This is a genomic window from Dyella acidisoli, assembly GCF_030160295.1.
GTDB classification, from domain to species: domain Bacteria; phylum Pseudomonadota; class Gammaproteobacteria; order Xanthomonadales; family Rhodanobacteraceae; genus Dyella_B; species Dyella_B acidisoli.
Map to the genome: position 1 here is coordinate 136,379 of NZ_BSOB01000005.1, position 24,472 is coordinate 160,850.

21 protein-coding genes and 1 pseudogene are annotated in these 24,472 nt (G+C 56.5%); 15 read left to right on the forward strand and 7 right to left on the reverse strand.

From position 1 onward, the window contains the following. Nucleotide 1 precedes the first annotated feature (1 nt). The 3 genes from QQJ86_RS02565 to QQJ86_RS02575 all read left to right on the forward strand — a co-directional run bounded on the left by QQJ86_RS02565 (nt 2) and on the right by QQJ86_RS02575 (nt 1,682). On the forward strand, nt 2-865 hold the full coding sequence (locus QQJ86_RS02565) for an RHS repeat domain-containing protein (RefSeq protein WP_284319337.1): 864 nt from the start codon (nt 2-4) through the stop codon (nt 863-865). A 60-nt stretch (nt 866-925) separates the two neighbouring features. After that, a complete protein-coding gene (locus QQJ86_RS02570; protein ID WP_284319338.1) occupies nt 926-1,417 on the forward strand; it encodes a hypothetical protein in 492 nt (163 codons plus the stop codon). Nucleotides 1,418-1,547: 130 nt separating this feature from the next. Next, a complete protein-coding gene (locus QQJ86_RS02575) occupies nt 1,548-1,682 on the forward strand; it encodes a hypothetical protein (protein WP_284319339.1) in 135 nt (44 codons plus the stop codon). Between the two features lie 556 nt (nt 1,683-2,238). On the opposite strand, the pseudogene QQJ86_RS02580 reads toward QQJ86_RS02575, so the two are convergent. After that, nucleotides 2,239-2,433, reverse strand: a pseudogene (locus tag QQJ86_RS02580) (ATP-binding protein); the annotation flags it as partial. Between the two features lie 149 nt (nt 2,434-2,582). After that, nucleotides 2,583-3,692: a glycoside hydrolase family 5 protein gene (locus QQJ86_RS02585; protein WP_284319340.1), complete on the reverse strand. Its 1,110-nt coding sequence runs from the start codon at nt 3,690-3,692 to the stop codon at nt 2,583-2,585. A gap of 631 nt (nt 3,693-4,323) precedes the next feature. On the opposite strand from QQJ86_RS02585, the gene QQJ86_RS02590 reads away from it, so the two are divergent. Beyond that, on the forward strand, nt 4,324-4,677 hold the full coding sequence (locus QQJ86_RS02590; protein WP_284319341.1) for a hypothetical protein: 354 nt from the start codon (nt 4,324-4,326) through the stop codon (nt 4,675-4,677). 234 nt (nt 4,678-4,911) lie between these two features. Here QQJ86_RS02590 and QQJ86_RS02595 read toward each other — a convergent pair whose 3' ends face one another. The 4 genes from QQJ86_RS02595 to QQJ86_RS02610 all read right to left on the reverse strand — a co-directional run bounded on the left by QQJ86_RS02595 (nt 4,912) and on the right by QQJ86_RS02610 (nt 9,977). Beyond that, complete coding sequence (locus QQJ86_RS02595) at nt 4,912-7,953, reverse strand: M1 family aminopeptidase (protein ID WP_284319342.1); 3,042 nt, start codon at nt 7,951-7,953, stop codon at nt 4,912-4,914. A 170-nt stretch (nt 7,954-8,123) separates the two neighbouring features. Beyond that, complete coding sequence (locus tag QQJ86_RS02600) at nt 8,124-9,032, reverse strand: ABC transporter ATP-binding protein (RefSeq protein WP_284319343.1); 909 nt, start codon at nt 9,030-9,032, stop codon at nt 8,124-8,126. Between the two features lie 136 nt (nt 9,033-9,168). After that, nucleotides 9,169-9,294 carry a hypothetical protein gene (locus QQJ86_RS02605; RefSeq protein WP_284319344.1) on the reverse strand — a complete coding sequence of 42 codons (126 nt, stop codon included), beginning with the start codon at nt 9,292-9,294 and terminating at the stop codon, nt 9,169-9,171. A gap of 83 nt (nt 9,295-9,377) precedes the next feature. Further along, nucleotides 9,378-9,977 (reverse strand): ATP-binding cassette domain-containing protein, encoded by a 600-nt coding sequence (locus tag QQJ86_RS02610; RefSeq protein WP_284319345.1) that lies wholly within the window; start codon nt 9,975-9,977, stop codon nt 9,378-9,380. Between the two features lie 706 nt (nt 9,978-10,683). Between QQJ86_RS02610 and QQJ86_RS02615 the strand changes: the two genes are divergently transcribed. The 4 genes from QQJ86_RS02615 to QQJ86_RS02630 all read left to right on the forward strand — a co-directional run bounded on the left by QQJ86_RS02615 (nt 10,684) and on the right by QQJ86_RS02630 (nt 15,002). Beyond that, nucleotides 10,684-11,952 (forward strand): HlyD family secretion protein, encoded by a 1,269-nt coding sequence (locus QQJ86_RS02615; protein WP_284319346.1) that lies wholly within the window; start codon nt 10,684-10,686, stop codon nt 11,950-11,952. Next, nucleotides 11,915-14,083, forward strand: coding sequence for a peptidase domain-containing ABC transporter (locus QQJ86_RS02620; protein WP_284319347.1), 2,169 nt, complete (start codon nt 11,915-11,917; stop codon nt 14,081-14,083). Before QQJ86_RS02615 ends, QQJ86_RS02620 begins: the two co-directional genes overlap by 38 nt. A gap of 112 nt (nt 14,084-14,195) precedes the next feature. Beyond that, the gene (locus QQJ86_RS02625) at nt 14,196-14,333 is read left to right on the forward strand and encodes a hypothetical protein (RefSeq protein WP_284319348.1); all 138 of its coding nucleotides are present in this window, start codon (nt 14,196-14,198) and stop codon (nt 14,331-14,333) included. A gap of 84 nt (nt 14,334-14,417) precedes the next feature. Beyond that, nucleotides 14,418-15,002 (forward strand): DUF3267 domain-containing protein, encoded by a 585-nt coding sequence (locus QQJ86_RS02630; RefSeq protein WP_284319349.1) that lies wholly within the window; start codon nt 14,418-14,420, stop codon nt 15,000-15,002. 589 nt (nt 15,003-15,591) lie between these two features. Here QQJ86_RS02630 and QQJ86_RS02635 read toward each other — a convergent pair. Then, entirely contained in the window at nt 15,592-16,206 is a 615-nt protein-coding gene (locus tag QQJ86_RS02635) for a TetR/AcrR family transcriptional regulator (protein ID WP_284319350.1), read from the reverse strand. A 167-nt stretch (nt 16,207-16,373) separates the two neighbouring features. Between QQJ86_RS02635 and QQJ86_RS02640 the strand changes: the two genes are divergently transcribed. The 7 genes from QQJ86_RS02640 (at nt 16,374) to QQJ86_RS02670 (ending at nt 24,221) form a co-directional block, all read left to right on the forward strand. Next, nucleotides 16,374-17,855 carry an efflux transporter outer membrane subunit gene (locus tag QQJ86_RS02640; RefSeq protein WP_284319351.1) on the forward strand — a complete coding sequence of 494 codons (1,482 nt, stop codon included), beginning with the start codon at nt 16,374-16,376 and terminating at the stop codon, nt 17,853-17,855. 16 nt (nt 17,856-17,871) lie between these two features. Next, on the forward strand, nt 17,872-19,050 hold the full coding sequence (locus tag QQJ86_RS02645) for an HlyD family secretion protein (RefSeq protein ID WP_284319352.1): 1,179 nt from the start codon (nt 17,872-17,874) through the stop codon (nt 19,048-19,050). A gap of 9 nt (nt 19,051-19,059) precedes the next feature. Beyond that, nucleotides 19,060-20,601, forward strand: coding sequence for a DHA2 family efflux MFS transporter permease subunit (locus QQJ86_RS02650; protein ID WP_284319353.1), 1,542 nt, complete (start codon nt 19,060-19,062; stop codon nt 20,599-20,601). Nucleotides 20,602-20,732: 131 nt separating this feature from the next. Beyond that, nucleotides 20,733-21,347, forward strand: coding sequence for a paraquat-inducible protein A (locus QQJ86_RS02655; RefSeq protein ID WP_284319354.1), 615 nt, complete (start codon nt 20,733-20,735; stop codon nt 21,345-21,347). Nucleotides 21,348-21,349: 2 nt separating this feature from the next. Next, nucleotides 21,350-21,967, forward strand: coding sequence for a paraquat-inducible protein A (locus QQJ86_RS02660; RefSeq protein WP_345782807.1), 618 nt, complete (start codon nt 21,350-21,352; stop codon nt 21,965-21,967). Next, complete coding sequence (locus QQJ86_RS02665) at nt 21,964-23,625, forward strand: PqiB family protein (protein WP_284319356.1); 1,662 nt, start codon at nt 21,964-21,966, stop codon at nt 23,623-23,625. Before QQJ86_RS02660 ends, QQJ86_RS02665 begins: the two co-directional genes overlap by 4 nt. Beyond that, complete coding sequence (locus QQJ86_RS02670) at nt 23,622-24,221, forward strand: PqiC family protein (RefSeq protein ID WP_284319357.1); 600 nt, start codon at nt 23,622-23,624, stop codon at nt 24,219-24,221. The genes QQJ86_RS02665 and QQJ86_RS02670 overlap by 4 nt, the downstream gene beginning before the upstream one ends. Nucleotides 24,222-24,472 lie beyond the last annotated feature (251 nt).

Below are 24,472 nucleotides of genomic sequence, written 5' to 3' on the forward strand. Positions count from 1 at the left end.
CATGGCGCCAATGATGAAAAATCTGCTGATGATTCTCGCTTTCTGTATCGCGGCCGTTTCTGCGCATGCGGGCACCGTCACCTACGTGTATTCCGATCCGCAGGGCACGCCGCTCGCGGAAGCGGACGCGAAGGGCAACATCACTGCGACGTTCGATTACACGCCGTATGGTACGACTGCATTGGGAGCGCCTCCCAATGGGCCGGGATACACCGGGCATGTGAATGACCCTGAGACAAATCTCGTCTACATGCAAGCACGGTACTTTGACTCTGCCACCGGCCGCTTTCTGTCTGTGGACCCGAAAACGGTGAGGGCTGCGGACATCAGAACATTCAGTCGTTATACCTACGCAGATTCGAATCCGATCACTAAGATGGACCCTAATGGTGAATCGACCTGCGCCAATAAGGACTGCTCAATGTCGACTATCGATGTACATCCTGCAGGGCCTAACGGACCAACCATTACGTTCGTCAACGATAATCCAAGGGGCGCTTCGCCTAATCAACCGGTCACGACCGCCACCGCGAAAATGGTGGAGTCCGCAGTGATTCGATCAGGCGTATCATCCGTTAACATCAATAGCAGTACGGGTGGAACCCACAGTGCGACCAGTCGCCACCCAGGTGGTATGGCAGTAGACATCGATATGGTTAACGGACAAAACGTTCGAACTCAAGGATCGTCCAATGCAGTCCAAAATTTGCAAAATGCATTTGAGCAAGAACCCAATTCCAGAGAGAATTTTGGTCCCTCTAAAGTGGAAGTGACGCCGAAGCAGGGGGACGCGCCGAGGCCGGTAACGAACTCTTCCCTGGTAGAGCAACACGAAAACCACATTCATGAAGGCGGTCAACATTAAGCAGCTGTTGAGCGATATTTTTCTACAAAGCAGAACCATTTTGGAAAAGGTGAGATGATCATGAGAGCCAGCATCAAAGTTTTGAATCTTCTTCTTTTTATTATGCTGGCGGCCATGGCTTCGAATATCTGTGCAGCTGAAAAAAATGAATGTTCGAATGTGATTAAGTTCGAACCCATAGCAACGTTGCCGGTTAACTATTTAGGGTGGCTCGCAACCCCCATTTCGAGTTCGGATGCCGATGGTGGTGTTGTGTTTTGGCCGTTCGATGAGGAAAGTTACCCTACAAAAGGGGAATGGGCCTCGATAGGCATAGCGCTAGGTAATACGGGCGACATTGGCGCTCAATCTATTGGTGGCATCATCTGGGTGAAGAAGAACGTAAAGTCACGCGTAGACTATAAGGCGATCGACAAGAGCGCCCGCGTCATGTTCACCATTCGAGATGGGCAAGATGGTTGCAATCAAGCAATTGTCTTTGAAGTAGACAACAATCGGAACGTGAATTTCGGTGGGCTGTTGGTGGGAAAGGCTAAGTCGATTGTGGAATAGGGTGCTGCTTGGAGAATGCGATGCCTCAGAAGGCGTTTGCCCGAATATAACGTTGACGCAGGCGAATGTAATTATCCGCTTCTGTATCTCGTGATGCCTGTAACGATGTTTCCCGCAACGATCGCGAGCCATGAAGCAACTCATCGCAGAAGCGCGCGTGTACCAGGCACTCGGTCAAACCGTTTTGTGGGAACGGTTCCGCAATAAGGCACAACAGTTGGCTGGTGACGTTCCATTGCCGGCGCCGGCAACGCTCGTATTTTAGTCTGCCATGGCCTTCAACGACGCCGACATTCGTTAATCGATCAAGATATTCGGCGCGGATTTACCCCTAACCTGCGAGCTCATTTGACAAGACGCTCGCTGCATCGGCAGCAACGCTACACCCTGCGTCACCGCATAGGGAGGGTAGGGGCGAGTCGATGATGTTCCATTAACTTCTATGCGATGGAAGTGGGTGGCCGTCCAGCAGCTATTACGATAGTTAACGTATAAGCCAGTATGCTGCATAGCTGTCCAAATGGCTTCTACGCCATCTGAAGCCAAGTGCTCAACCTCCGCGTTTCGAGGGTGATCGCGTCAAGCGTATGCCCCCGTTTCGAACCGAAAATACTTTACTCAAGCCAAACGTAGTAGACCTGCCAAGGTCTTACTAACTTTCTCGAAAGTAATGTCATTTAGTGAGATGCTACGTGGATGAAATGCAAACGCACATCCGACGGGCGACGACTGGATCACGTAACGCTATGTTGATTTCCGCCGAAAACTGAGCCGGGTTTTTCATCGAAAAGTGAGCCACCCGTTTAGTGCTGCAGGTTAGCTTAGCTCGGGATGGGTGCCGGGTTCCGATTCTCCTTTTTGATGTCGGTTGCATGGTTTCTGAAGCGGTAACTGTCGTTGCCCGTTTCCAGGATGTGGCAGCGATGGGTTAGGCGGTCGAGCAGCGCTGTGGTCATCTTGGCATCGCCAAACACATTGGCCCATTCGGCGAAACTGAGGTTGGTGGTGATGAGCAGTACTCTGCTTAGTATCGATTGGCCGTTGGCTTAAATGTTTAATGTCCGTTTTCAACTGCGGATTCAGCCGGTCGATGCAACACTCCCGCTGCTCACGCAGCCTTTAGTGTGTTGCATCAACCAGCTGAATCCATACGGTCATGCAGACATTAGCCGCCTGGCGGCGGAAGCGCCGCGCCGCCCGTCAACGCATGGGCGTCATCGGGGCGGGTCAGCACTCCGCTGGACCGATCGAAAATCCCGAAGGCATTGTTGCCGGAGCCGTTGTCGGCATCGTCCCAGTACACCGGACGGATGCCGAGGCTGTTGGCCTGGCTGACGATATATTTGTCGAAATACGTCCTCGACGCGAGATGCAAGTTGAGCTCGGTGCCCGTCAGACCTGTCGTGCCGGTGCGGCGAATGGCGCCGAATTCACCCAGCAGCACAGGGATTCCTTTGCGGGTGAACTGGGAGCTCATCTTCTGCAGTTCCGACGTCACGTAGGATTCCTCCGTGGAGGACGTCGCGTTGCGGGTCGTTAGGATCGAGGAATGATAATTCTGCCCCCAGAAGTACCACATCGATCCCCAGGTGGCGTCAGCGGTCATCAGTGCATATTGATAAGGCGCGTAGTAGTGCACTTCGAACACCAGGTGCTTTGCTGGATCGGATGGCAGCGACGTCACCCAGTTGTTGGTATCGTCGATGTTGCTGCCGCCCGGCCCCTGCAGCACCAGCCAACGCTTGCTGTTGTTGCCTCCGGTGGAACGAACCGCATTGATGAAGTTTTGGTAGTACTGCAACAGAACCGTGGTCTGCGCCTGCGAAGAAACGTTCGGCTCGTTGGCCACGGCGAAAAGCAGCTTCGTGTTATAGCCTCTGAAGTTGTTCGCGATCTGTGTCCAGTAGGAAACCAGCTTCGCATTGACGTTCGGGTCGTAGGTGTTGAAGTTCGAATCCTCGAACCAGCCGCCGTCCCAATGATCGTTAATGATCACGGTGAGATGGGCCGCCTGAGCCCATTGCACGACCTGTGTGACCGTTGCCATGTAGGAGGCATTGATCACGTGCGTATTCGGATCGGCGTTGTGATCCCACGCGCAAGGAATGCGAATGGTATTGAAGCCCGCGGCCGCGACGTTATTGATCAGCGTTTGAGTGGGCATGGTCACACCCGACCACGTGGCTTCCAGGGTATTGCCGAGATTCCATCCATAAGTGGGGTTCGCCAGCTGTGCCCGTCCGCTTGCGGAGAACAGCGACAAGCCGGCGGCCATAAGTAGCGCAGGCAGGATTCGGAACTTTGATTGGCTTCCAGACGACCGACGGTGGGCGGCTGGAAGGGCTCGATCTCGTGCAGTGGTCGAATGGCGCAAAGGCATACGGAAACCCTCTCGGTTGGGTGAACTGCAGCGTTCATGCGGTACACGGGCATCACGGTGCTCGCTAGTGATCGATACTGAGAAGCTCCCCGGGCGGCAGGCAATTGCGAAATCGACGGGGGCGAATGATGTTTATTCATTTGCAATCGCCGCATTTGAGGTGTGTCTACCCAGTCGCTGTCCTGCGGGAGGCGGTCATGCATCTGATGGATGCTTTCACATTTCCAGCCCAAGGCGAACGCTATAGGAAAGGCAGGTGGAGTGATGGTCATCGTTGATTTCAGCATCTTCTACATGGGTGGTTCGTACGGTCATGACGCTTTCGAGCATTGTGATGCCAAGGGAAAAACTGCTCGAAATACAAAATGACATTCTCGCCTCACGTGGACTCGAAGGCGAGGCGCCGTGGCCACCCATGGCGCCGTATGTCGATATCGAAAAAATGGTTGAGCGTAACCACGGATGATGTTGAGCTTGAATAATGTTCGCTTTCTATTTGGCGTAGATGCTAAAGAGGTTCGTGCATATGAGATTTCTGCAGATCGCGATGGGTGTTCTCGTAACGGCAATCCCGCTTTGTTCCATGGCCTGTAGTCCGGCTTCTCCGGATGCAAACGAAGCACGTCACGCCATTTATATTGCTCGTGGAACGGTCCAAAGCAGTCGCTGGGTTCCGCCATCACGGTTGCTTGTCCGTGTCACCGTCAATCAGGTGATCAAGGGGCTTGCTCCAAATAGCTTGGAGGCCATATCGCTGTGCGCATTGCCTGTCGAGGATAGTGAGGACGTGGTTGTCTTTAACCTTGATGGTGATCTGCTTGCCTATCCAGAAAAGATCTATGGACAAGACATTCGATCAGCCATCAGCGGTATGCAATGACGGGTTGTGTTGATCTAAAACGACACGGTTGGTTTGTTCGACTTACTTTTTGATTATGTCTTTGTGGATCATTTGTTTGTCACAAAGTGACGTGGTTGCGGGAAGACTTCCATAACGATCTTGGTTCGCTTTTTGAAACCTTGTCCAAAGGTCCGTATATGGACCTACGGAGGTGTTAGCAGGAGGCATCTCATGAAGTATCAGGATGGCGATAAGGGTCCAACCCAACATTTGCTATTCTGGTAACCCGGAACGATGAGACCATGCTTCAACACGGGCATGATCCGAGCTCGGCAAGCTTGCACGCAATGCGTCGATGAAGTCGCGCGCGAGCGGGTAGGGTGCTTCCTTCTCTCGGTATTGGATAAGGAATTGACGCATTGTTTGCTCGGCGAGAGGAGCCCCAGCCAGCCGCTGGTAGTCCATCAGGGCCAGTGCCCCCTTGTGATAAGCCACAAAGTCTTGACGTTGCACTTCATCCAGTGGTTCTTCGGGTTCTGCAAGGCCTTGCTTGCCCGTTTGATAAGCGTCACGTTCGCTGGCCAGGAGTGCATTCAGGCTCGTGTGCTCGTGTTGATCAACCAATTGGATGGCGCTGAATTGAGCCATGGACTCGGTCAGTAGTCGCGCGCCTGGAGCATCAGCAGGAACAAGCAGATGCCCCCACCATTGATGGGCGAATTCATGGGCTGTGATGAAGTATGGATAGTCGATGCCACTGGGATCATCGCGGTGCGAAGTGAAGCCTAGGGCTTCCGAATATGCAATCAGTCCTGCAAAGGATTGCGCGAACACCCGGTAACTTGGGAATTCGGCCACACGAATCTCGCTGAGCGGATAGGGGCCATACGCCTTTCCATAGGCATCGAGCCCATCTTTCAATGCAGTGATGATGCGATTGACGTTCCATGGATGCTTCGGATCGGCATACACTTCTATGACGACCCCTTTCCATGTTGTGCGAGTGACCTGCCAACGTGCGCTCAGGAACACGTAGAGATTGAGCATCGGACGCTCCGACACGTATTCCGCATAGGAACGTCCGTCTTTTCGCCATGCACGAACCTGGCGACCGGGCGCAAGCGGCGTTTGATCACCGTCGGTGGCCACCACCGCGTGAAAGGTAATGCGGCCTGCATCGTCAGACACATACGGATGAGTAGCGTCCATGACGGCGATGTAGGGCGGTAATCCATGCGCGCTCCGAACTCGCGCATTGGTCAGTTCGCGCATGTGGTTATAGCCGATCGATGGCAGCAACCTGTTGTCCAGGAAGGTGCCATCGGCCACCAAATCATCGTCCTCGCTGTTGTTGGTGAATCCCTGTCGTTCATCCGTGGTCTCGAACGCCATGCGTAAAGACTGACCCGGAGCGATCGGCGCAGCGAGGTGAATCTGGATGACCCCGGCCATCGTATCGGTCGACATCGACCGCATCCCCATGACATGCAGCGTAGTGTTCGTGGTTGGGTCGACGGAAACGATCAGTGTATCTATCGGCTGGCTGCTTTCGTTGGTCAGCAGATAGATGCCATCGACGCACACACGACGTTCCGAGGGGTGAAGGTCCACGCTTAGATTGACGTCTGTAACGCGCGGCTGCGGCACTTTGATCAAGCTGCGATAGTTGTGTTCATACGTGGCCTGTCGCGTTTGAGCGCTTTCCTCCGGATGGATATCGTTGAGCAGGTGCGTGTTGTAGAAAATCCAAGCGCCTGTGACCGCAAAGACGACCATGAGGCTGGCCAGCCATGCGCAGCGACGGCGGTTGCGAAAGGTGACTCTGGCCAACGCCCAGCGAGACCTGGCATCGTCCGAGTCACCGCGAATGTGAAGTGCCGATGCGAACAGGAGCAACGCCACCCCAACGACGCCCCAATAGAGGTCGAACGAACCCGCCGCGGCCAAGGACGAACCGAAGCCGCTCATGTCGGAATAACGTATCGGAGGTGTGGTGCCAAACAGGGCGAGATGGTCCTGGACACCGAGTTTGGCCAAGCCGATCGGTAATGCCCCGAGCAAGGCCGTCAGCGCATATCCGGCCATCCGATTTCCGGCGAGCAATTGCATGGCCAACGCTGCAACCGCAAAGATGCCAAGCGGCAGCGCGATAAGAAGCGCCCCTTGTACATAAAGCGCTGGCTCGATGGCCGTGACGTCACGCAGCAACTGGAAGCCAATCGCGGTCATCACGCCAGTGTCCACCAGAACAGTAAGCAGCCCAAGCAGCGCTAAGGTCTTGCCAGCGAGCCAGGCGCCTTCACTCACAGGGTAGGCATCGACCAGTGAGGCCAAACGTTCCTCTCTCTCTCGATGGATCATTTCGCCTGAGTAGAAGGCCAGGATCGCCGATATCGGAAGAGGGATTGCCGCTTCGATCTGTCGCAGCATGAAATGGGTCAACGGATAGACGGGCGTGCCTTCGATCGAGCGCTCGAACAGAAGGTAGACCGCAACCACACCAGCGATCAGAACAACGCAGCACAGAAAGGGAACGCCACTGACGTATTGCGCAAATTCAGTGCGGGCGATATGCCAGGCTTTGATGACTTCTGACCATCCTCCCACACGAGGCACTGTGATGACGGAAGGTGTATGGGCAATCGGGGGGACTGCAGATTCCGTTGTGCTGTTGGCATGCGCCGCCTTGCCTGCATCGGGCAGTGAGCCGAACCGCCAATACGCACCCCATGCCAAGGCGGTTGATACCGCCAGCCAGAACAGTCGATTGAGCCAAAAAGTGCCACTTAGTGGGATCGCGCTATTGAGCTGGTCGGCGGTCCACTTATCGGCCATCTGAATCATGGCCTGCCCAGCAAACGGGTCCAGCATGGCCGATAGCATCGAGGCACCATGCGTCATCGTGTTGCCGACGTTGTGCAACACCAAAACGCTAACGACAGCCACCACTGTGTATTTCATGGACCGGGTGAACGCGATGCTCGCCGCGACCATCGCAGCGCCGAAAAACAGGTTGGGTGCGATGAGCGCACCGGTGGCCATCGCAAATGCCGACCACGGCATCGGTCCAAGACTGTTGGCGGGAAGCCAAGGCATCTGGTAGCCCACGACTAGCGCCACGACCGTGGCAAGCAGGGTAAACAACGACAGCAGGTAACCCGCTGCGAAGCGCGCGCTGAAATAGCTGGCGCGCGGCACGCCCGTCATTTGGATGAGTTCGACTGTGCGTGCGCGATCATCTCGCAGCAGCGAAGTGCCCACGAACATGACCGCCACCAACTGACCGATGATGCTCAGACCGCCCAGGGCAATCATCAACAGTGTTGGTCCATTTCGGTGAAATCCCTCCCTGACTGCGTTGATTGGGACAGGATCAGAGATGGCTAGGTCGAAGCCTATGGCCGCAAATGCAAGAACGACCAACCAGAACAATGGCCCAGCGCATTGCAGACGCATCTCGAAAACAAACAGACTTCGGAACGGACTCATGCGATCGCTGTTTCCTGCGTTACGCATGGCTGGGGCGAGGTGGTACCCAGGCGCGTGATGCAAAAGAAGACGTGGCCTAAATCCGGTTCGGCTTCGGTGCTTTGGTGGACCGCAGATGACTCTCCGATCGCGTAAGCCATGATCGAGCCCGCCACGCGGCGGGTGCAGATGATGGACGACGGTAGGGGCTTGCTCGCTTGTTCTGGCGTGAGGGGGTATTTCCAAAGGCGTCCGCGCAAGGCGGCGATGGCGTTCGCCGGCGTCGAAGTCAGGCGCACTTGCCCGTCAACCATGATCGCCATGCGAGGGCAAAGGTCGGCGACGTCATCCACAAGGTGCGTGGACAGGATGACCACTGCGTGTTCGCCACGCTCCGCCAGAAGATCCAGCACACGGTTACGTTCCGTCGGATCCAGGCCTGCGGTCGGCTCATCCACAATGATCAATCGAGGGTTGCCGATGAGCGCCTGCGCGATACCAAAGCGTTGGCGCATGCCACCCGAGAATTCCTGTAGGCGAGCGCGCTGGTGTTTCCAAAGGTTGACGCTGGCCAGTAAACCTTCGATCAACTCTCTGCGCTCCGCACGAGCCGTCATGCCCTTGAGCACGGCCAGATGATCGAGCATGGCTTGTGCGGTAGCGCGTGGATACAGCCCGAAGTCCTGCGGAAGGTAACCGATCAACTGGCGCGTGCGCTCCGGAGAAGCGAGCAAGTCCTGTTCATCCAGGGTGATCAAGCCAGCATCGGGCCGCTGCAGCGTAGCGATGGTGCGCATGAGTGTGGACTTGCCTGCGCCATTGGGCCCGAGCAAGCCGAAGACACCCGTCGGAATATCGAGGGTGACGCCTCCGAGCGCCCTATGGCCATTTGCATAGGTTTTGGTGAGTGCCTCGATCTTGAGCATGAATGATTCCGAGACGTGAGGAGCTGCAATACGATAACGTGGGATATCCCTCGCGAGACAAGAAAGACAGCCCAGTCATACTGGGCTGTCTTTGCATGGGCAGGGCGTCCCCTTTCCATTTTAGATTGGCATCTGATTAAAACTTGACGCCGTTGATGTAGCCAGTTGCCAAGTAGGCAATAAAGCCCAGCACGCTCGGCTCCGGCAAGCCACCGCTGACTTCCTCAACCTCGATCTCGGTCATTTCGATCATGTCGTTCATGTTGCTTTCCTTTGAGTGGATGCGGTTTTTTCATGGCCGCGATTTTTGTGTGCACGATGCACACAAAGCTTTGAATAGGCATGTCATGCCATGACGGGTGTCGCGCTAACCGGCTCGGTTTTTAGGGCCGCCGTTATGTCCTCGATCTCATGGTTTTCGTGGCGCGTCCCCAAGAGCAGAATGCGGTCCGCGGAACCAAAGGTTTCTCGTCGGTGTGCGATGATGACTCGCGTCATCGGCAGGGCGCGGATGGCTTCGTTCATCATCCCTTCGTGTTGAATGTCCAGGCTGCTTGTGGCCTCATCGAGCAGCAGCAGCTTTGGTTTCCGGTATAGCGCCCGCGCCAGGGGGATGCGTTGGCCACCCGAGAGCATCGAGCCCATGGACCGTGCGACGATGCCCCCATGAATCGATGCGAGTTCTGCTGCGTCTTCGATGTTTTGCTTGGTGGCGTGTTCATCGAAGAACGAGATGTTCTCAGCGATTGAGCCAGCGAAGAGGTGACCCTCCTGCATCGTGGCTACAACCAACTTGCAGTAGCAGAGCAAGGCGATCAACGCGACCGTCAGGGAGCCGATTAAACCGGCCAACGCCTGGCGGCGAAGAGGCGATACGATTTCGATAGCACCCAGCGAGTCGCTGAATTGAGCTTCCAACACTTCCCGACGGAATGTGACCTCCACTCCTTCCCTCTCATCCGGATCATCCGTCCGGCTCCATCTAAACTCAGTGGCGACAACTCACCGCCACGACCTTGTTCGACTGCTTGAGGATCCTTCTGATCAATTACCAAACTGCTATTGAGGAGCAATATGTCGGGCGTGCAACAGGTGCACACATCCTGCGTGTAAACAGCTTCACGTCAGAATTAACGTAGAGGGCAGTGATGTATGTTGGACGATAATCTGCTTCATGAATGGCCGCGCTCAAGGTCAGAATGGGCCAAGAAATGCACAGGACAGACAGGCGAATGAATTTGCGGACAGATAGCGACACAGATTTGGCTGTGCGCCGGCTTCTTGCACTGAGTTAGGAGCTTGCGCGTCTATAGTGTGCTGCGTCGACCGGCTGAATTCGCACCCCGCAGCGGGCATAGGAATGACGGTGTTACCTCTTGGTAATTGGAATCAGTTCTAGCCTTTACGTGATCGCATTGCTCATGGTTAATCTCAAACGAGCAATTGATAACACTGTCAGATTGGGACAATTTATTGTCGCGACATTGCTATCAATTTGGGACAGATGCGCGCTTATATCGATCTGATGATTCACGCAAAGAAATTCTTTCAATTGATAGCAAAGAATGCGTCATTTGCTGTTGCAGAGGTGCAGGCTGTTTGTTAGCTTCGATTGCATGGATAACAAGGAAGCTTGTGCAGGGGGCGCACGTTGTCAGTTGTCTATCGTTCTGAAGTTTTGCAAGCACAACGAACGTCATCGATGGGTTCGATTGTGGTTGCGTCGAAACCATCCCATTGGATTATCAGCATCTTTGCATTGACGTTGGTCATATGCCTGGTGCTCTTCGGATGCTTTGCGAAATACACTCGCCGTGAATCGGTGTCGGGTCAATTGCTGCCCGGCACTGGACTTATCTCCGTCGATGCTTCATCGAAAGGGGCCATCACCAAGCTTTATGTGCGTGAAGGGCAGGCCGTTTCCAAAGGTCAGTTGATTGCGGAGCTGACGGAACCTCAAAGTTCCACGACGTTGGGCGACACGCACACCATTGTTTCAACGGAGTTAGATAAGGAGCGCTCTCATCTTGAGAGCGACATGGCCGAGCGTTCGAAGGAAGCGAAGCTTCAGTCCGATGAGCTCATCAGGCGGATTGCGTTGCTTCAAGCGCAGGTGGATGAGATCAGCAGCCAAGAAGTTTTGATCAACCAAAAAGCGACGGCCTCCAAGGAAATGGTGGGCCGCATGAAGCCGCTGAATAAATCGGGATACATTTCAGACCTTCAGCTTCAACAACAGGAAGCCGTTTCCCTGGATAACGAGGGGCAACAGAAGCTCTTGGCACGACAGCGCCTGGATTTGCTGACACAGATCAGCGCTGCCAAACGCGACCTTGAGCAGATTCCGCTGGAGACGACAACGCGCAACAACGAAACCTCCCGGCAGATGGCAGAACTGAATCGCACGCAAGCGGAGAGTGAAGAGAAGCATCGTTTGATGCTGCATGCACCGGCAGACGGGATTGTCTCTGCATTGATTGTCGAACCGGGTCAAACGCTCAGTGCCGGACAATCGCTGATGACGATATTGCCCCGTGGCTCTGCACTCTATGCCCAGTTGCTGGTGCCTAGTCGGGCTATCGGATTCATTCGTCAGGGAGATACGGTCACTCTTCGCTATCGGGCGTTCCCTTATCAAGAGTTCGGCCAATATTTTGGCCGCATTACCGACATTTCACGAACGGCTCTGTCAGCGGAGCAGGTGAGTGCGGTGGGTGGACCAACCCATCCGGACGAGCCGGTGTATCGCGTCATGGTGGACCTCAACGAGGACAGTGTTCAGGCCTATGGACGGAAGGAACCGCTCCTACCCGGAATGGCCCTGGATGCGGACGTCCGCATAGACCGGCGAACACTGTTGCAGTGGATGTTTGAGCCGCTCTATGGCGCGCAACGTAGATTGGATGCAGGGCATGGCTGATGGATCGCAGGCTTCTTCAGGAAAGCCAGGTGGCAACTTAAGCAGTCGACTCCAGTTTTCGTGGCGTCCTCAGTTGAGCATGGTGCACCAGAGCGAGGTCACGGAATGTGGCTTGGCGTGTTTGGCCATGGTGGCTAATTTTCATGGCCATGATGTGGACTTGCCAGCGCTGCGGGCGCGGTTTGTCTCGTCACTCAAAGGTTTGACCCTTGCTCAAATCATCGGCATGGCAGGTCGATTGGGTCTCAACTGTCGACCCGTCAAGGTAGAACTCTCAGCACTACCCAAGTTGAAGGTTCCCGCCATCCTGCATTGGGATCTTAATCATTTCGTGGTCATGAAATCGGCATCAGCAAAATTTGCCGTGATTCATGACCCTGCCGTGGGCATTCGAAAAATGCCGATGGCAGAGGTGTCGAAGCATTTCACTGGCATTGCGTTGGAAGTCGTTCGGTCCGAGACATTTGAGCCGGTACAGGACCGTCGAAAGGTTTCCATCGGCGCATTGGTTGGAAAGGTCGAAGGGTTGGGTAGCGCGACCATCCAAATTTTCCTGCTGGCGGTGGCACTGGAGGCACTCAATCTCACCGTCCCGTTTTACATGCAATGGATCATGGACCAAGTCTTGGTTGGGGCTGACCGAGACCTGTTGTTGGTGTTAGGCATCGGGTTTACGTTCATTGTTGTTTTCCAAACTGCGATCACAGCTCTTCGTTCCTGGATGACCACGTGGCTGGGTGCTGTGATCAATGTGCAGTGGATGGGCAACATCGCCCATCACCTGCTACGCCTGCCGCTGTCGTGGTTTGAGAAGCGACATGTGGGGGATGTGATTTCAAGGATTGGTGCGACGCAAACCATCCAGAGGACGTTGACAACCCAATTCATCGGCTCCGTGCTCGATGGGGTGATGTCAATTGCAACGCTGGTCGTTCTGGGGTTTTACAGTGTCCCGTTGATGCTGTTTGTACTGGCGATGTTTATCGTCTACAGCATTGCCAGAACTGCTTTCTTCAAACCTCTGCGCCGGGCCAATGAAGAGCAAATCATTGCCAATGCAAAGCAGCAGACGGAAATCCTGGAATCGATTCGAGCCATCATGGCCATCCAATTGGCGAACCAGCAGGCATCGCGTGCTGGCCGGTATATCAACACGGTAGTGACCACCACCAACCGGGAGGTTCACACTCAACGGCTGGCCATCAGCTTCAGCGCTGTCAATCAGGCGCTCTTTGGGTTGGGGCGTGTGCTGCTTCTTTGGTTTGCTGCCACCAAAGTGCTGGACGGGCAATTGTCGGCCGGCATGCTGGTGGCTTTTGTCGCCTACGCGGACCAGTTTTCAACGCGGGCATCAGGGCTCATCGACAAGTTGATTGAGTTCCGAATGCTAGGGCTCCATGCCGAGCGCCTGGCCGACATCGCCTTGTCTCCTGTCGAAGCCGAGACCATCACGCCATGGGATGGCCCGTTGGCCAACGGGCGACTGAGCGTGCGGAATGTGTCGTTTCGATACTCGGACCAGGAGCCCTGGATCCTTCACAACGTTAGTTTCGAAGTGGGTGATGGTGAGTCGGTGGCCATCTGTGGGCCATCGGGGTGTGGAAAGACCACCCTGGCCAAAATCGTGGCTGGACTGCTCAAGCCGACCGAAGGGGAGGTGTGCTTTGCGGACGTTCCCATTGAGAAGCTGGGGATGGAGCGGTATCGGTCTGTCCTTGCCGCGGTGATGCAGGACGACAGTCTTTTGGCTGGCTCTATTGCAGAAAACATCGTCTTTGGGGCTCAGGTCATGCAACCCGAACGCATGATCGAGGCTGCGAAGGTCGCTGAGCTGCACGACGACATTGCGCGATTGCCCATGGGCTACCAGTCAGCGGTAGGGGACATGGGATCAGCCCTATCCGGCGGTCAAAAGCAGCGCCTCATTTTGGCGCGAGCGCTCTATCGGGAACCCAGGCTCTTGATACTGGATGAAGCCACCAGTCATCTCGACTTGGTCTGCGAAAGCAAGGTCAACAGCGCCGTCAAAACACTTCGAACGACACGGCTCATCATCGCGCACCGGCCAGAGACCATTGCCAGTGCGGACCGCGTTGTGCAGCTCCCATCGTTGAGCGGGAAACGGACATAGTTTTTGAAGCCACTGGCTCTTTGGGACGGTGGTGCTGCATGGATATGTCGACGACGCGTCCCGTCGACATGCTTGGCAAAGTGGACGCATTCAAGTGCAAAGGAAGAAGCAAATGGAAAACATGGGCATTCAGGAAATCTCGATGGCTCAGGCCGATGAAGTCGGTGGTGGCATCCTCCCGTTGATCGCGCTGGCCGTGTTCGACGTCGCCATCATTGCGTATGACGCCTATCAGATCTCCAAGCTGTAAGTAATTTGAGGCCGACGGGCTAAAGATTATGCTGTACGCCGGGATGCGTGCACCGTCCCGGTTCCACACGCAGTAGAGGTGTCCATGCGTTTCAAAGTAGGAATGCCCCCGGCGGTCAGTTACAGGCTTGTGGAAGCCCGTAAGTTGGTGACCGACTATTCAAGGGTTCACATCATTGCCCTGATGATAGGGGTTTTCGTGGTCGGCCCTATCCTCTATGCCGCCTGGCGCATGCGCTGGGAAAACCACATCATTTTCGGTGTTTTCGACCAGCCTCCTGGCATCTTTCTGGGGACGTTGGCGGCCATCATCGTGGTGCATGAATTCGTTCACCTACTGGCTCATCCTTGGATGGGGCTGTCGCGACATTCCATTGTTGGCGTGTTGCCGAAAAGCTTTCTCTTCTACGCCGCCTACAATGGTGAGCACAGTCGTGGCCGCGCCATTGTCATGCTCCTGGCGCCATTCGTTGTTCTGACCATCGTTCCTTATGTGGTTTCGACGATGGTGCCAGCGGAGTGGGTGCCTTTCTTGGCCTCGCTCTCCATCATCAACGGATTGGCCGCGTCCGGCGATGTGCTGCTGACCTACCAAGTTCTGAAAACCATTCCATCGTCGGCCGTACTTCACGGTGAGTATTACGGGTTTCTGCCGTCTTCCGGCTCATAATTTTCCCATCGACGGGCATTAACAGCGAATATCCATCCTGGTTTGACCTGGGTTTCTACCAATAAGGAGCAGGTTGTGGGTAAGTTTCTTTTCGTCGCAAGCTTGCTGTGCTTCTCGGTTCTGGCGAACGCAGTTTGCGTAGGATTTCTGCCGTGAGTGCTGAGGTCTTGCTGCCGAGAACAGCAGTCGGGTTTTGTCGCAGTTTCATTAACTCGGTCGTCGAAATTATATTTTTAGAAATCAATCGGTTGCATAACTTGCCGCCGTCCGTGGCGACTTCTAGCTGAGAACCATGACCTGATTAGCAGGCCAATCCAAGGAATGCGACCTAGTTTGCGAACAGGTCGCGCCCCAAGTGGCAGGACACGCGTATCAATGCTCACTGCGGTTTGCACGACACCCCAGGCATTTCCGGTGCCGGCGTGCCTTGCGGCGCATGACACGTGCCTTTGCCGTGGGGCGTAACGGTTAGCGCCATGGCCAGCGAATTCGTCATGGGAGAACCATGGCGCGGGGTTTGGCTAGCGATTGGGGAGCGTTATCGGGGTAGGGCAGACTGATCCCTCTACGAGCAAATCAGGGCTAGGGTTCATCCTTCCGCATCACCATTCCCGTATGCCGCCATAAAGGCATCCACCGCTCGTGCGACAACTTTCGCAACATTGCGAGGCGAAGTGTCCACTGATACGCCCAACGAGCTGGGCTCCAACAATTCAGCTTCGTACAACGCGCGAAGATGCGCCGCCGCCACCGTTGCATTGCACTTGCGTAGGTGCCCAAGTCGGATGGCTTGCTGCAAGAATTCTGTCACCAGGCTCCAGCCGTGCTTCGGTCCTCGCTCATAGAATTGCACGCCGATCGAAGAGCGCCCCGCCTCATGCATGGCCAGGCGGCGCATCGCAAGCAACTGCGGCTTGAGCAAAGCAGTCAGGTACTGTTTGCCCAAGTTCATCAACGTCTCGCGAATAGGCTTCGAAACATCGAGTAAAGCGATCGCGATTTTGATTTCGTCAGCTGCCGATCCAAGCATGACCTCGATGAACATTTCTTCCTTGGATTCGAAGTAGCCATAGAGCGTTGCCTTAGATCCGCCGACGCGAGCGGCGATTTCGGCCATCGACGCCTGCTCGTATCCAAGTTCGAGGAATACCTCAAGGGCGGTGTCGATGATCGCCTGTCGTTTTTCTTCCGTCTTCTTTCTCATCGAATTTCCTCGCGTGAGGTGCGCCAACGTCAGCCAAGGGCAGGGCGGGTATGACTGTGGTTATGCCGGCGGGGGATTCTATCAAAACTAAACCAGTCGGTCTGGATATGTTGACACTCGCCAAATTATAACTAGACTGTACGGTATTGTTATGAAGGGGCGTTACTGTGAAGAAGGTCGTGAGGACATGGGGTGTACCCAGCCAAATGGGCGGCGCATTGGCAGTAGCGATGCTCTTGAGCGCGTGCGCGCAATTTCCCAGCATGCCACCCAAGCCGGTGACGAAAGACGTGCAGAGCTACCAGACCGCGCAGAGTTTCGTGGCCGATGCAGCGCAGCCTGCATCCACTTGGCCGGACGAGCAGTGGTGGCAGCGCTACAACGATCCGCAGTTGAACGCATTGATTGCCGAAGCACTGAAGGGTGAGCCAACGCTGGCGGCTGCCGAAGCACGCCTGCACAACGCCGAGGCTTCGGCGCAGGAAGCGGGCGCGGCATTGCTGCCTCAGGTCAGCGCACAGGGATTGGTGGAGAAGGAAAAGCAGAGTTACAACAACGGTATTCCTGCGGCATTCGTGCCCCAGGGGTGGCGCGAATACGGTAGCGCCGAACTCAATTTCAGCTACGAAATAGACTTCTGGGGCAAGAACCGCGCCGCGCTGGCGGCTGCGACGTCCGAACTTGATGCATCCCGGGCAGACCTAGCGCAAGCCAGGATGGTGCTGGCGGCCTCGATCGCCGATGCGTACGCCGATCTCGCGCGCCTCTATGCCGAACGCGACAGCGCCGAGGCCGCCGTGAAAGTACGCACGCAATCCGCGCAATTGTTCGCCGACCGCTTTGCTCATGGGTTGGAAACGCAGGCGAGCGTGCAGCAAGCCGAATCGAGACGGCAGAGCGCAGAAGCGGACCTGCTGTCACTGGATGAATCGATAGGGCTCGCACGCAACCGGATTGCCGCGTTGATGGGCGAAGGCCCCGATCGCGGCTTGAGCATCCAGCGTCCGGCCGTGAATTTGACGCAGCCCGCCGACATGCCCGCGAATCTCGCCCTGGGCCTGCTTGGCCGTCGCCCGGACGTGGTGATTGCGCGACTGCGCGCCGAGGCGGCTGGCAAACGCATTGATGTCGCACGCGCCGGGTTTTATCCGAACGTCAATCTGGGCGCGATGATCGGTGTGCAATCGCTCGGCTTGAACATGTTGAGCAAATCAGGATCGGAAGTCGGCAACGTAGGTCCGGCGATCACCTTGCCGATCTTCAATGGTGGACGTTTGCGCGGCGAATTGCGCGGTGCTCGTGCCACTTATGACGAGGCTGTGGCCAACTACGACGAAACGTTGACCAAAGCGCTGCATGACGTCGCGGACGTTGCGGTGAGCCGGCGTGCGTTGGCCGATCGGCTGCGCGCGACGCAGGCGGCTTACGACGCTGCGGCGCAGGCGCATCGTGTTGCTGTCGACCGCTACCGAGTGGGTCTTTCCGGTTACCTGGACGTACTGAGTGCTGCCGACACCATGACCACGGCACAGCGCCAATTGGCCGACATCCAGTCAAGAACCTTCACGCTCGATGTATCGCTGGTGCGCGCCCTCGGCGGCGGTTACCAGCACCCGTCGATTTCAACAAACACGAAACCAGCAAGCTAATTTTAAGGATTTGAACATGTCTCAGAGCCAATCTGTGGCCGCTGAAGGGCCAATCACGTCCGCTTCGCCTGCCGATCTCACCGCGCATGGTGTCCAGCGTAAAAAGTTATTCTCTGTGTTGGCGGGTGTCGTAGCGGTAGCGGGCCTGGGATATGCCGGCTACTGGCATTTCATCGGCTCACGCTTCGTATCGACCGACAATGCTTATACCGGTGCGGAAGTCGCTTCGATCACTCCATCGGTAAGTGGCATCGTGAAAAGTGTCAACGCAGTCGATACGCAGTACGTGCACAAAGGTGATGTGCTCGTGGTGATCGATGATACCGACGCAAAACTCGCACTCGCACAGGCCGAAGCCGAAGTCGGCTCGGCTGAGCGGAAAGTCCGGGCGTATCTTGCGACCGATGCTGGCCTGACCGCACAGATCGATGCACGGGCCGCCGATGAGTCGCGCATGGCCGCGCAGGTTACCTCGGCGCAGGCCGACTATGATCGTGCGGCGCTTGATCTGAAGCGTCGCGAAGCGTTGGCCAATTCCGGTTCCGTGTCCGGAGAGGAACTGAGCAACGCGCGAACGTCCTTCGCCAGCGCCCAAGCGGCTTTGGCCTCCGCACGCGCATCCGCCTTGCAAGCAAAGGCCAATCGCGAAGCCGCGATCGGATCGCGAAATGCAAACAAGGTGCTGATCATCGACACAACGGTCGACACCAATCCGGAAGTGTTGCTGGCGCGCGCCAAGCGAGACCAAGCGCGCGTCGATCTCGATCGCACTGTGTTGCGCGCTCCGGTCGATGGGATTGTCGCAAGCCGTCAGGTTCAGATCGGGCAGCGGGTTCAGCCGGGCGCGTCGCTGTTGTCGGTGGTACCCATCGATGCTGTGCATGTCGACGCCAATTTCAAGGAAGTGCAGCTGGAAAAGGTGGATTTGGGTCAACCGGTCGAACTGACTTCCGACCTTTATGGAAGCCATGTCATTTACCACGGTAAGGTCGCAGGCATCGCCGGCGGTAGCGGCTCCGCATTTGCGATGATTCCGGCGCAGAACGCTACCGGCAACTGGATCAAAGTGGTGCAGCGCTTGCCGATTCGCGTGGCGATTGATCCGAACGATCTTCGCGCGCATCCGCTCGGCGTCGGGCTCTCCATGGAAGCGACCGTGGATACCCGCGGCGGCAAAGACACCCCGGCAAGCTGAGGCCTCCCCATGTCTTCCCAGCAAAGTCGGGATATCCCGTTACCCCCGCTATCGGGCGGCATGCTGATCGCTGCCGGTTTGATCCTGGCCGCGGCAAACTTTGTGGCGGTGCTCGACACGACCATCGCCAATGTCTCCGTGCCGACCATCGCCGGTGCCTTGGGCGCGTCGTCCAGTCAGGGCACCAACGTCATCACGTCCTATTCTGTGGCCGAGGCCATTACCGTGCCGCTGACCGGCTGGCTCGCTAATCGGTTCGGCACCGTGCGGGTTTTCATCACCTCGCTGATCATGTTTGGCGTGTGTTCCGCGCTCTGCGGTATGGCGACGTCGCTCAGCATGCTGGTGGTGTTTCGTGTGTTTCAGGGGTTTGCCGGCGGTCCGCTGATGCCACTGTCGCAAACTTTGCTGCTGCAGATTTTTCCCAAAGAAAAGGCCGCTATGGCGATCGGCATGTGGAGCATGACGACGCTGCTGGGGCCCGTCGTCGGCCCCGTTCTCGGCGGCGTGATTTGCGACTGGATGCACTGGGGCTACATCTTCTATATCAACGTGCCGGTGACGCTGTTCTGCGGCTACTTCGGCTGGCGTCTGCTCAAGCCCCATGAGACATCGCTCGTGCGGCTGCCCATCGACAGGGTGGGGATCGTGCTGTTGATCGTTTGGGTCGGATCGCTGCAGATCTTGCTCGACGAAGGTAAGGATGCGGATTGGTTCGCCTCTCCTGAAATCCGCGTGCTGGGCATCATTGCAGCCATCGGCTTTGCGGCGTTCATGATCTGGGAGTTGACGGAGCGCCATCCGGCGGTGGACTTGCGAGTGTTCCGCCATCGCGGATTCAGTGCGAGCGTCATCACCATCGTGCTGGCGTTCGGTGCATTCTTCGGCACGGCCGTGCTCACGCCCTTGTGGCTGCAGAACAACATGGGCTACACCGCGACGTGGTCCGGCTGTGCTGTAGCGATGACCGGTATTCTTGCTGTGGCGTCGGCGCCCTTGGCGGCCATGCTGTCTTCCAAGATAGATGGTCGCTGGCTCGTCTTCTTTGGCGTGATGTGGTTGGGCGTGGTGACCATCGTACGCACACACGCCAACACGGATATGCCTTTCTGGGGCATTGCTTTTCCGCTGTTGTTGCAAGGCGTCGGCTTGCCGTTCTTCTTCGTACCATTGACGGGACTCGCGCTAAGCAGCGTCGACGAGGCTGAAACCGCCTCCGCGGCGGGCCTGATGAGTTTTTGTCGAACGTTCAGTGGAGCAATCGCCACGGCACTGGTCAATACGTCGTGGGAGAACAAGACCAAATACGCTCGCGCGGAACTGTCTGGACTGGTCGACAAGGCGGGGCACTATGCAACCACGTTGACGCATGCAGGATGGAGTGCTGAGCAGGCGCGCGGCCAAATCAGCAATCTTGCGCAGTCGCAGTCGGTAATGCTCGCCACCAACCAACTCTTTATGGTGGTTGGATTCTGTTTCGTGTTCGCCGCGGTGGCGGTGTGGTTTTCGCCGAAACCCACACGTATTGCCGATACGTCGCAGGCGCACTAGTTCATATCGAGAGGTATGACGGTTGGGACTGTTTCCAATTTCCCACGGCATTACGGCAACCACGTAGTGCGCATTCGATTACTTGCCGCCGGCTCCTCGTTTCGCAGGAAGTTGGCAGGTGTTGTGAAATCATGAAAGCCTTTCCGACTCTTATCGTCTGCGAACATTGCGACGCTGTGTACCGACGTCCAACGCTGGCGCCAGGTGAAGGCGTGCGCTGCGAAATCTGTGCGGCGCCGTTCTTACGCCTGAGCCGGCTGGATGTCGATCACTGGCTGGCCCTGACCATGACGTCCGCCGTCATCTACGTCATAGCCAACGTATGTCCAATCATACGTGTCAGCTTCAACGGACTGCATAACGAGACCACGCTCTGGCGGTCCGTTGCCGCGCTGGCACACGGTCCCGTCACATTGATGGCCGTACCGGCGACACTGACGGTGATCGTCGTGCCCTTGCTGCATATGCTGCTGCTTGGATGGGTGCTGCTGTACGCACGTCGAGGCCGTCGGGCGCCGGGCTTCCGCATCGTGATGAAACTTCTCGTCACGCTTCGTCCATGGAGCATGATCGAAGTGGCGCTGATCGGCATCCTGGTCTCGATCATCAAGCTCGCAGGCTTTCTGCACGTGGTCCCTGGCGTTGGCCTGTGGGCCATGGGTGTGTTGACGGTGTTGTTTACGCTCATCGCCAGTCCTGACACACGCCATCTGTGGTCACTTACCGAAAGCGACGTGGCGGTATGAGCATGCGTCCACGCGCTCACGAACTCGGTGTGATCGGCTGCCATGCCTGTGGTCTGGTTTGCGAAGCACCCGGCACCACAACCCATGCAACGCAGTGCCTTCTTTGCGGCGCTGTTCTGCATGCACGTCGTCCAAATAGTCTTTCACTTGCGTGGGCATTGCTGTGGGCGGCGATGATCTTCTATATCCCGGCCAACCTGTTGCCGGTGATGCATACCGACATGCTGGGAAGCAGCAGCGGCAGCACCATCGCCGCGGGCATTGTCGAGTTCTGGAAGTCGGGCTCCTACGGCATCGCACTGGTCATTTTCACCGCCAGCGTTGCGGTGCCATGTGCCAAATTTTTGATTATCGGTTTACTGCTGGTGACCGCCCAACGTCGCACGCCGTGGGCTCGACGCGAGCGGGCGCTGCTCTATCGCCTGGTGGAACAGATCGGTTACTGGTCGATGCTAGATGTGCTGGTAGTGGCGATCGTCGCGGGGCTCGTCAAGTTCAAGTCGCTGGCTGACATCGAGCCGCGCCTGGGCATTCTTTTTTTCGGTGGCATGGTGATCCTCACCATGCTCTCCGCCATGCAATTTGATCCCCGGTTGACCTGGGATGGTAACGAAACATGAGTGACGCAATGAAGCACGTGCTGCCTCCGGATGAAGCCGCAATCATTCGGCCCCGTCGACGTATTTCCGTGATCTGGATCGTTCCAGTGCTGGCGGCCCTGATCGGTTTATCGATGCTGATTCATGCGTGGCTCTCGGTCGGACCGGAGATATCCATCATGTTCCAAACGGCCGAGGGTCTTGAAGTAGACAAGACGCCGGTGAAGTACAAGGACGTGACGGTTGGCGTGGTTTCCGCCATTTCCTTGAGCGAGGACGGCTCCTATGTTGTCGCGACCGTAACGTTGGACAAGCGTGCCGAGAACCTGGCCCGCGCCGATACACGCTTCTGGGTCGTTCGGCCACGCATTGGCTTACAGGGCGTGTCGGGCATCGACACCTTGCTGTCTGGCGCATACATCGGTGTCGACAAGGGAGCGTCTCATCGGCCGGGCAACAGCTTTGTCGGGCTGGAAACACCGCCTACCGTTATCAACGGTACGGCGGGGAAAAGCTTCGTGTTGCATGCCGATGATCTGGGTTCGCTGGATATTGGCTCGCCCGTCTACTACTGCCGTATCCGCGTCGGCCGTGTAGCTTCCTACCAGCTGGATGCCAATGGCCGCGGCGTTACCCTGGAGATATTCATCGATGCGCCGTATGACCGTTTCGTCACCGCACAAACACGTTTTTGGCACGCGAGCGGCGTAGATATTTCGCTGGGCGCGGATGGTTTGAAATTGGATACGCAATCATTGACCACCGTGCTTGCCGGCGGCATTGCGTTCGCGAATCCAGCCAACGTCGCTGACGCGCCCGCGCCGGCCCGGCGCACGTTCGACCTGGCGAAGGATCAGCAAACGGCCATGGCGCCGCCCGATGGCCCTTCGCAGTATTTGCAGTTGCGTTTTGAGGATTCATTGCGTGGCCTGGTCATAGGTGCACCGGTGGAGTTCGCCGGACTGAATATCGGGCGGGTAGCATCGCTCGATCTTGGTTATGACGCGGCCAAGCACCGCTTTCCGACCGTAGTCGGCGTCGTCATTTATCCCAGCCGCCTTGGTGGCGTGCTGGCGCAACTACCGAAGTACAGCGGTAACCCCGACCAGCAGGCGGCTTCCTTTCTTGCCAATATGATCCAGCATGGTCTGCGCGCCCAGGCGCGCTCTGGCAACTTACTCACTGGGCAGCTCTACATCTCATTTGAATTCGTGCCCAATGCAACGAAAGTCGACTTCGACCCTGACGCGCGTCCGATCGCAGTACCCACCGTTCCCAGCAGCTTCGATCACATGCAGGAACAAGTGGCCAGCATCGTGAGCAAAATCGAGAAGATGCCACTGGATGCCATGGGCCAGCACCTTGATGCTTCGTTGGTGGACCTGGACAAGAGCCTCAAGCAAGTCAACGGACAGGTACTGCCTGCCACCACGCAAACCCTGCAGCAGGCGGACCGCACTTTTCAGACGGTACAAGGCGCGTTCAGTGATAACGCGCCGTTGCAGCAAAACCTTCAACAGACGTTGCTGGAAGTTCAACGTACCGCGCAATCGGTACGTACGCTCACCGACATGCTCGGCCGCCATCCCGATGCGTTGCTCAAGGGTTTGCCGAACGATCCACCGGCGGCAGATTTTCCCTCTTCCTCCCATGTCACCAACCCGGGACATTCGCCATGAGCCTGATCTTCCGCCCGGTACCTATTGCGCTGGCTCTCGCGCTAACGGCGTGTGCTTCAACACCTGTCCACTACCACACCATGCTACCGCCCATGACTCATGAGGCAGCCGCGCAACCGCCAGCCGCATTTCTGATCGATGTGTTGCCAGTCGGCATTCCCGCTCAACTCGACCAGTCACAGTTGGTGGTGCGACAAGGCCAGAGCGATATGGTTGTGCTCGATAGCGAGCGCTGGGTCAGTCCCTTTGGCGACGAGGTTCGCGGCGCACTCTCTTCCGAACTGAGCGCGTTGTTGAGCACGCAAGATGTGGCCGGATTGCCCATCCAGTCCGACAAGCCTGTTATGAAAGTGAAGGTTCAAATCCGCCGCCTTGATGCGTGGCCCGGCAAGCAAGTCCAACTAGTCGCGGATTGGGAATTGAGCTTTACAAATGACCCGGGAAGCGCGCGCGTGGTGCATACCGATCGCTTCGATGAAGCTACTGCTGACGGCTATGTAAAGATGGTGAGCGCCTGTCAGCGTGCAGCTGTGGACTTGGCTGGACGCATTGCGTTGGATGCCAGGGAATTGGCGCGTTTGAGTCGTCCACATTAACCAATGCAGTTGTAAATTTAGTTTAAGTAGAAGTTGAGGCAGGCCCCGGTGGTCCCGATACCCCTCTCTTATCGCGATGACGATTAGATGGGGTTATCGAGGGTAGGGTGGGAGCCTGCTTTCGCCTATAGCTGCCATTGCCCGACGAGAAGAAGCAAGCTGAGGTTATCGATCCACAGAATTAGAGGCACACTCGTTTACGAGCTTCTGATCGGGACACTTAAACCTGGCAAGCATGAAGGCTGCGGGAT

Bases quoted from the DNA above. Each gene is read 5' to 3' on its own strand.
- QQJ86_RS02565 (WP_284319337.1), top strand. From the start codon at position 2: ATGGCGCCAATGATGAAAAATCTGCTGATGATTCTCGCTTTCTGTATC.
- QQJ86_RS02570 (WP_284319338.1), top strand. From the start codon at position 926: ATGAGAGCCAGCATCAAAGTTTTGAATCTTCTTCTTTTTATTATGCTG.
- QQJ86_RS02575 (WP_284319339.1), top strand. From the start codon at position 1,548: ATGAAGCAACTCATCGCAGAAGCGCGCGTGTACCAGGCACTCGGTCAA.
- QQJ86_RS02585 (WP_284319340.1), bottom strand. From the start codon at position 3,692: ATGGCCGCCGGCTTGTCGCTGTTCTCCGCAAGCGGACGGGCACAGCTG.
- QQJ86_RS02590 (WP_284319341.1), top strand. From the start codon at position 4,324: ATGAGATTTCTGCAGATCGCGATGGGTGTTCTCGTAACGGCAATCCCG.
- QQJ86_RS02595 (WP_284319342.1), bottom strand. From the start codon at position 7,953: ATGATTGCCCTGGGCGGTCTGAGCATCATCGGTCAGTTGGTGGCGGTC.
- QQJ86_RS02600 (WP_284319343.1), bottom strand. From the start codon at position 9,032: ATGCTCAAGATCGAGGCACTCACCAAAACCTATGCAAATGGCCATAGG.
- QQJ86_RS02605 (WP_284319344.1), bottom strand. From the start codon at position 9,294: ATGAACGACATGATCGAAATGACCGAGATCGAGGTTGAGGAAGTCAGC.
- QQJ86_RS02620 (WP_284319347.1), top strand. From the start codon at position 11,915: ATGGCGCGCAACGTAGATTGGATGCAGGGCATGGCTGATGGATCGCAG.
- QQJ86_RS02625 (WP_284319348.1), top strand. From the start codon at position 14,196: ATGGAAAACATGGGCATTCAGGAAATCTCGATGGCTCAGGCCGATGAA.
- QQJ86_RS02630 (WP_284319349.1), top strand. From the start codon at position 14,418: ATGCGTTTCAAAGTAGGAATGCCCCCGGCGGTCAGTTACAGGCTTGTG.
- QQJ86_RS02635 (WP_284319350.1), bottom strand. From the start codon at position 16,206: ATGAGAAAGAAGACGGAAGAAAAACGACAGGCGATCATCGACACCGCC.
- QQJ86_RS02645 (WP_284319352.1), top strand. From the start codon at position 17,872: ATGTCTCAGAGCCAATCTGTGGCCGCTGAAGGGCCAATCACGTCCGCT.
- QQJ86_RS02650 (WP_284319353.1), top strand. From the start codon at position 19,060: ATGTCTTCCCAGCAAAGTCGGGATATCCCGTTACCCCCGCTATCGGGC.
- QQJ86_RS02655 (WP_284319354.1), top strand. From the start codon at position 20,733: ATGAAAGCCTTTCCGACTCTTATCGTCTGCGAACATTGCGACGCTGTG.
- QQJ86_RS02660 (WP_345782807.1), top strand. From the start codon at position 21,350: ATGCGTCCACGCGCTCACGAACTCGGTGTGATCGGCTGCCATGCCTGT.
- QQJ86_RS02665 (WP_284319356.1), top strand. From the start codon at position 21,964: ATGAGTGACGCAATGAAGCACGTGCTGCCTCCGGATGAAGCCGCAATC.
- QQJ86_RS02670 (WP_284319357.1), top strand. From the start codon at position 23,622: ATGAGCCTGATCTTCCGCCCGGTACCTATTGCGCTGGCTCTCGCGCTA.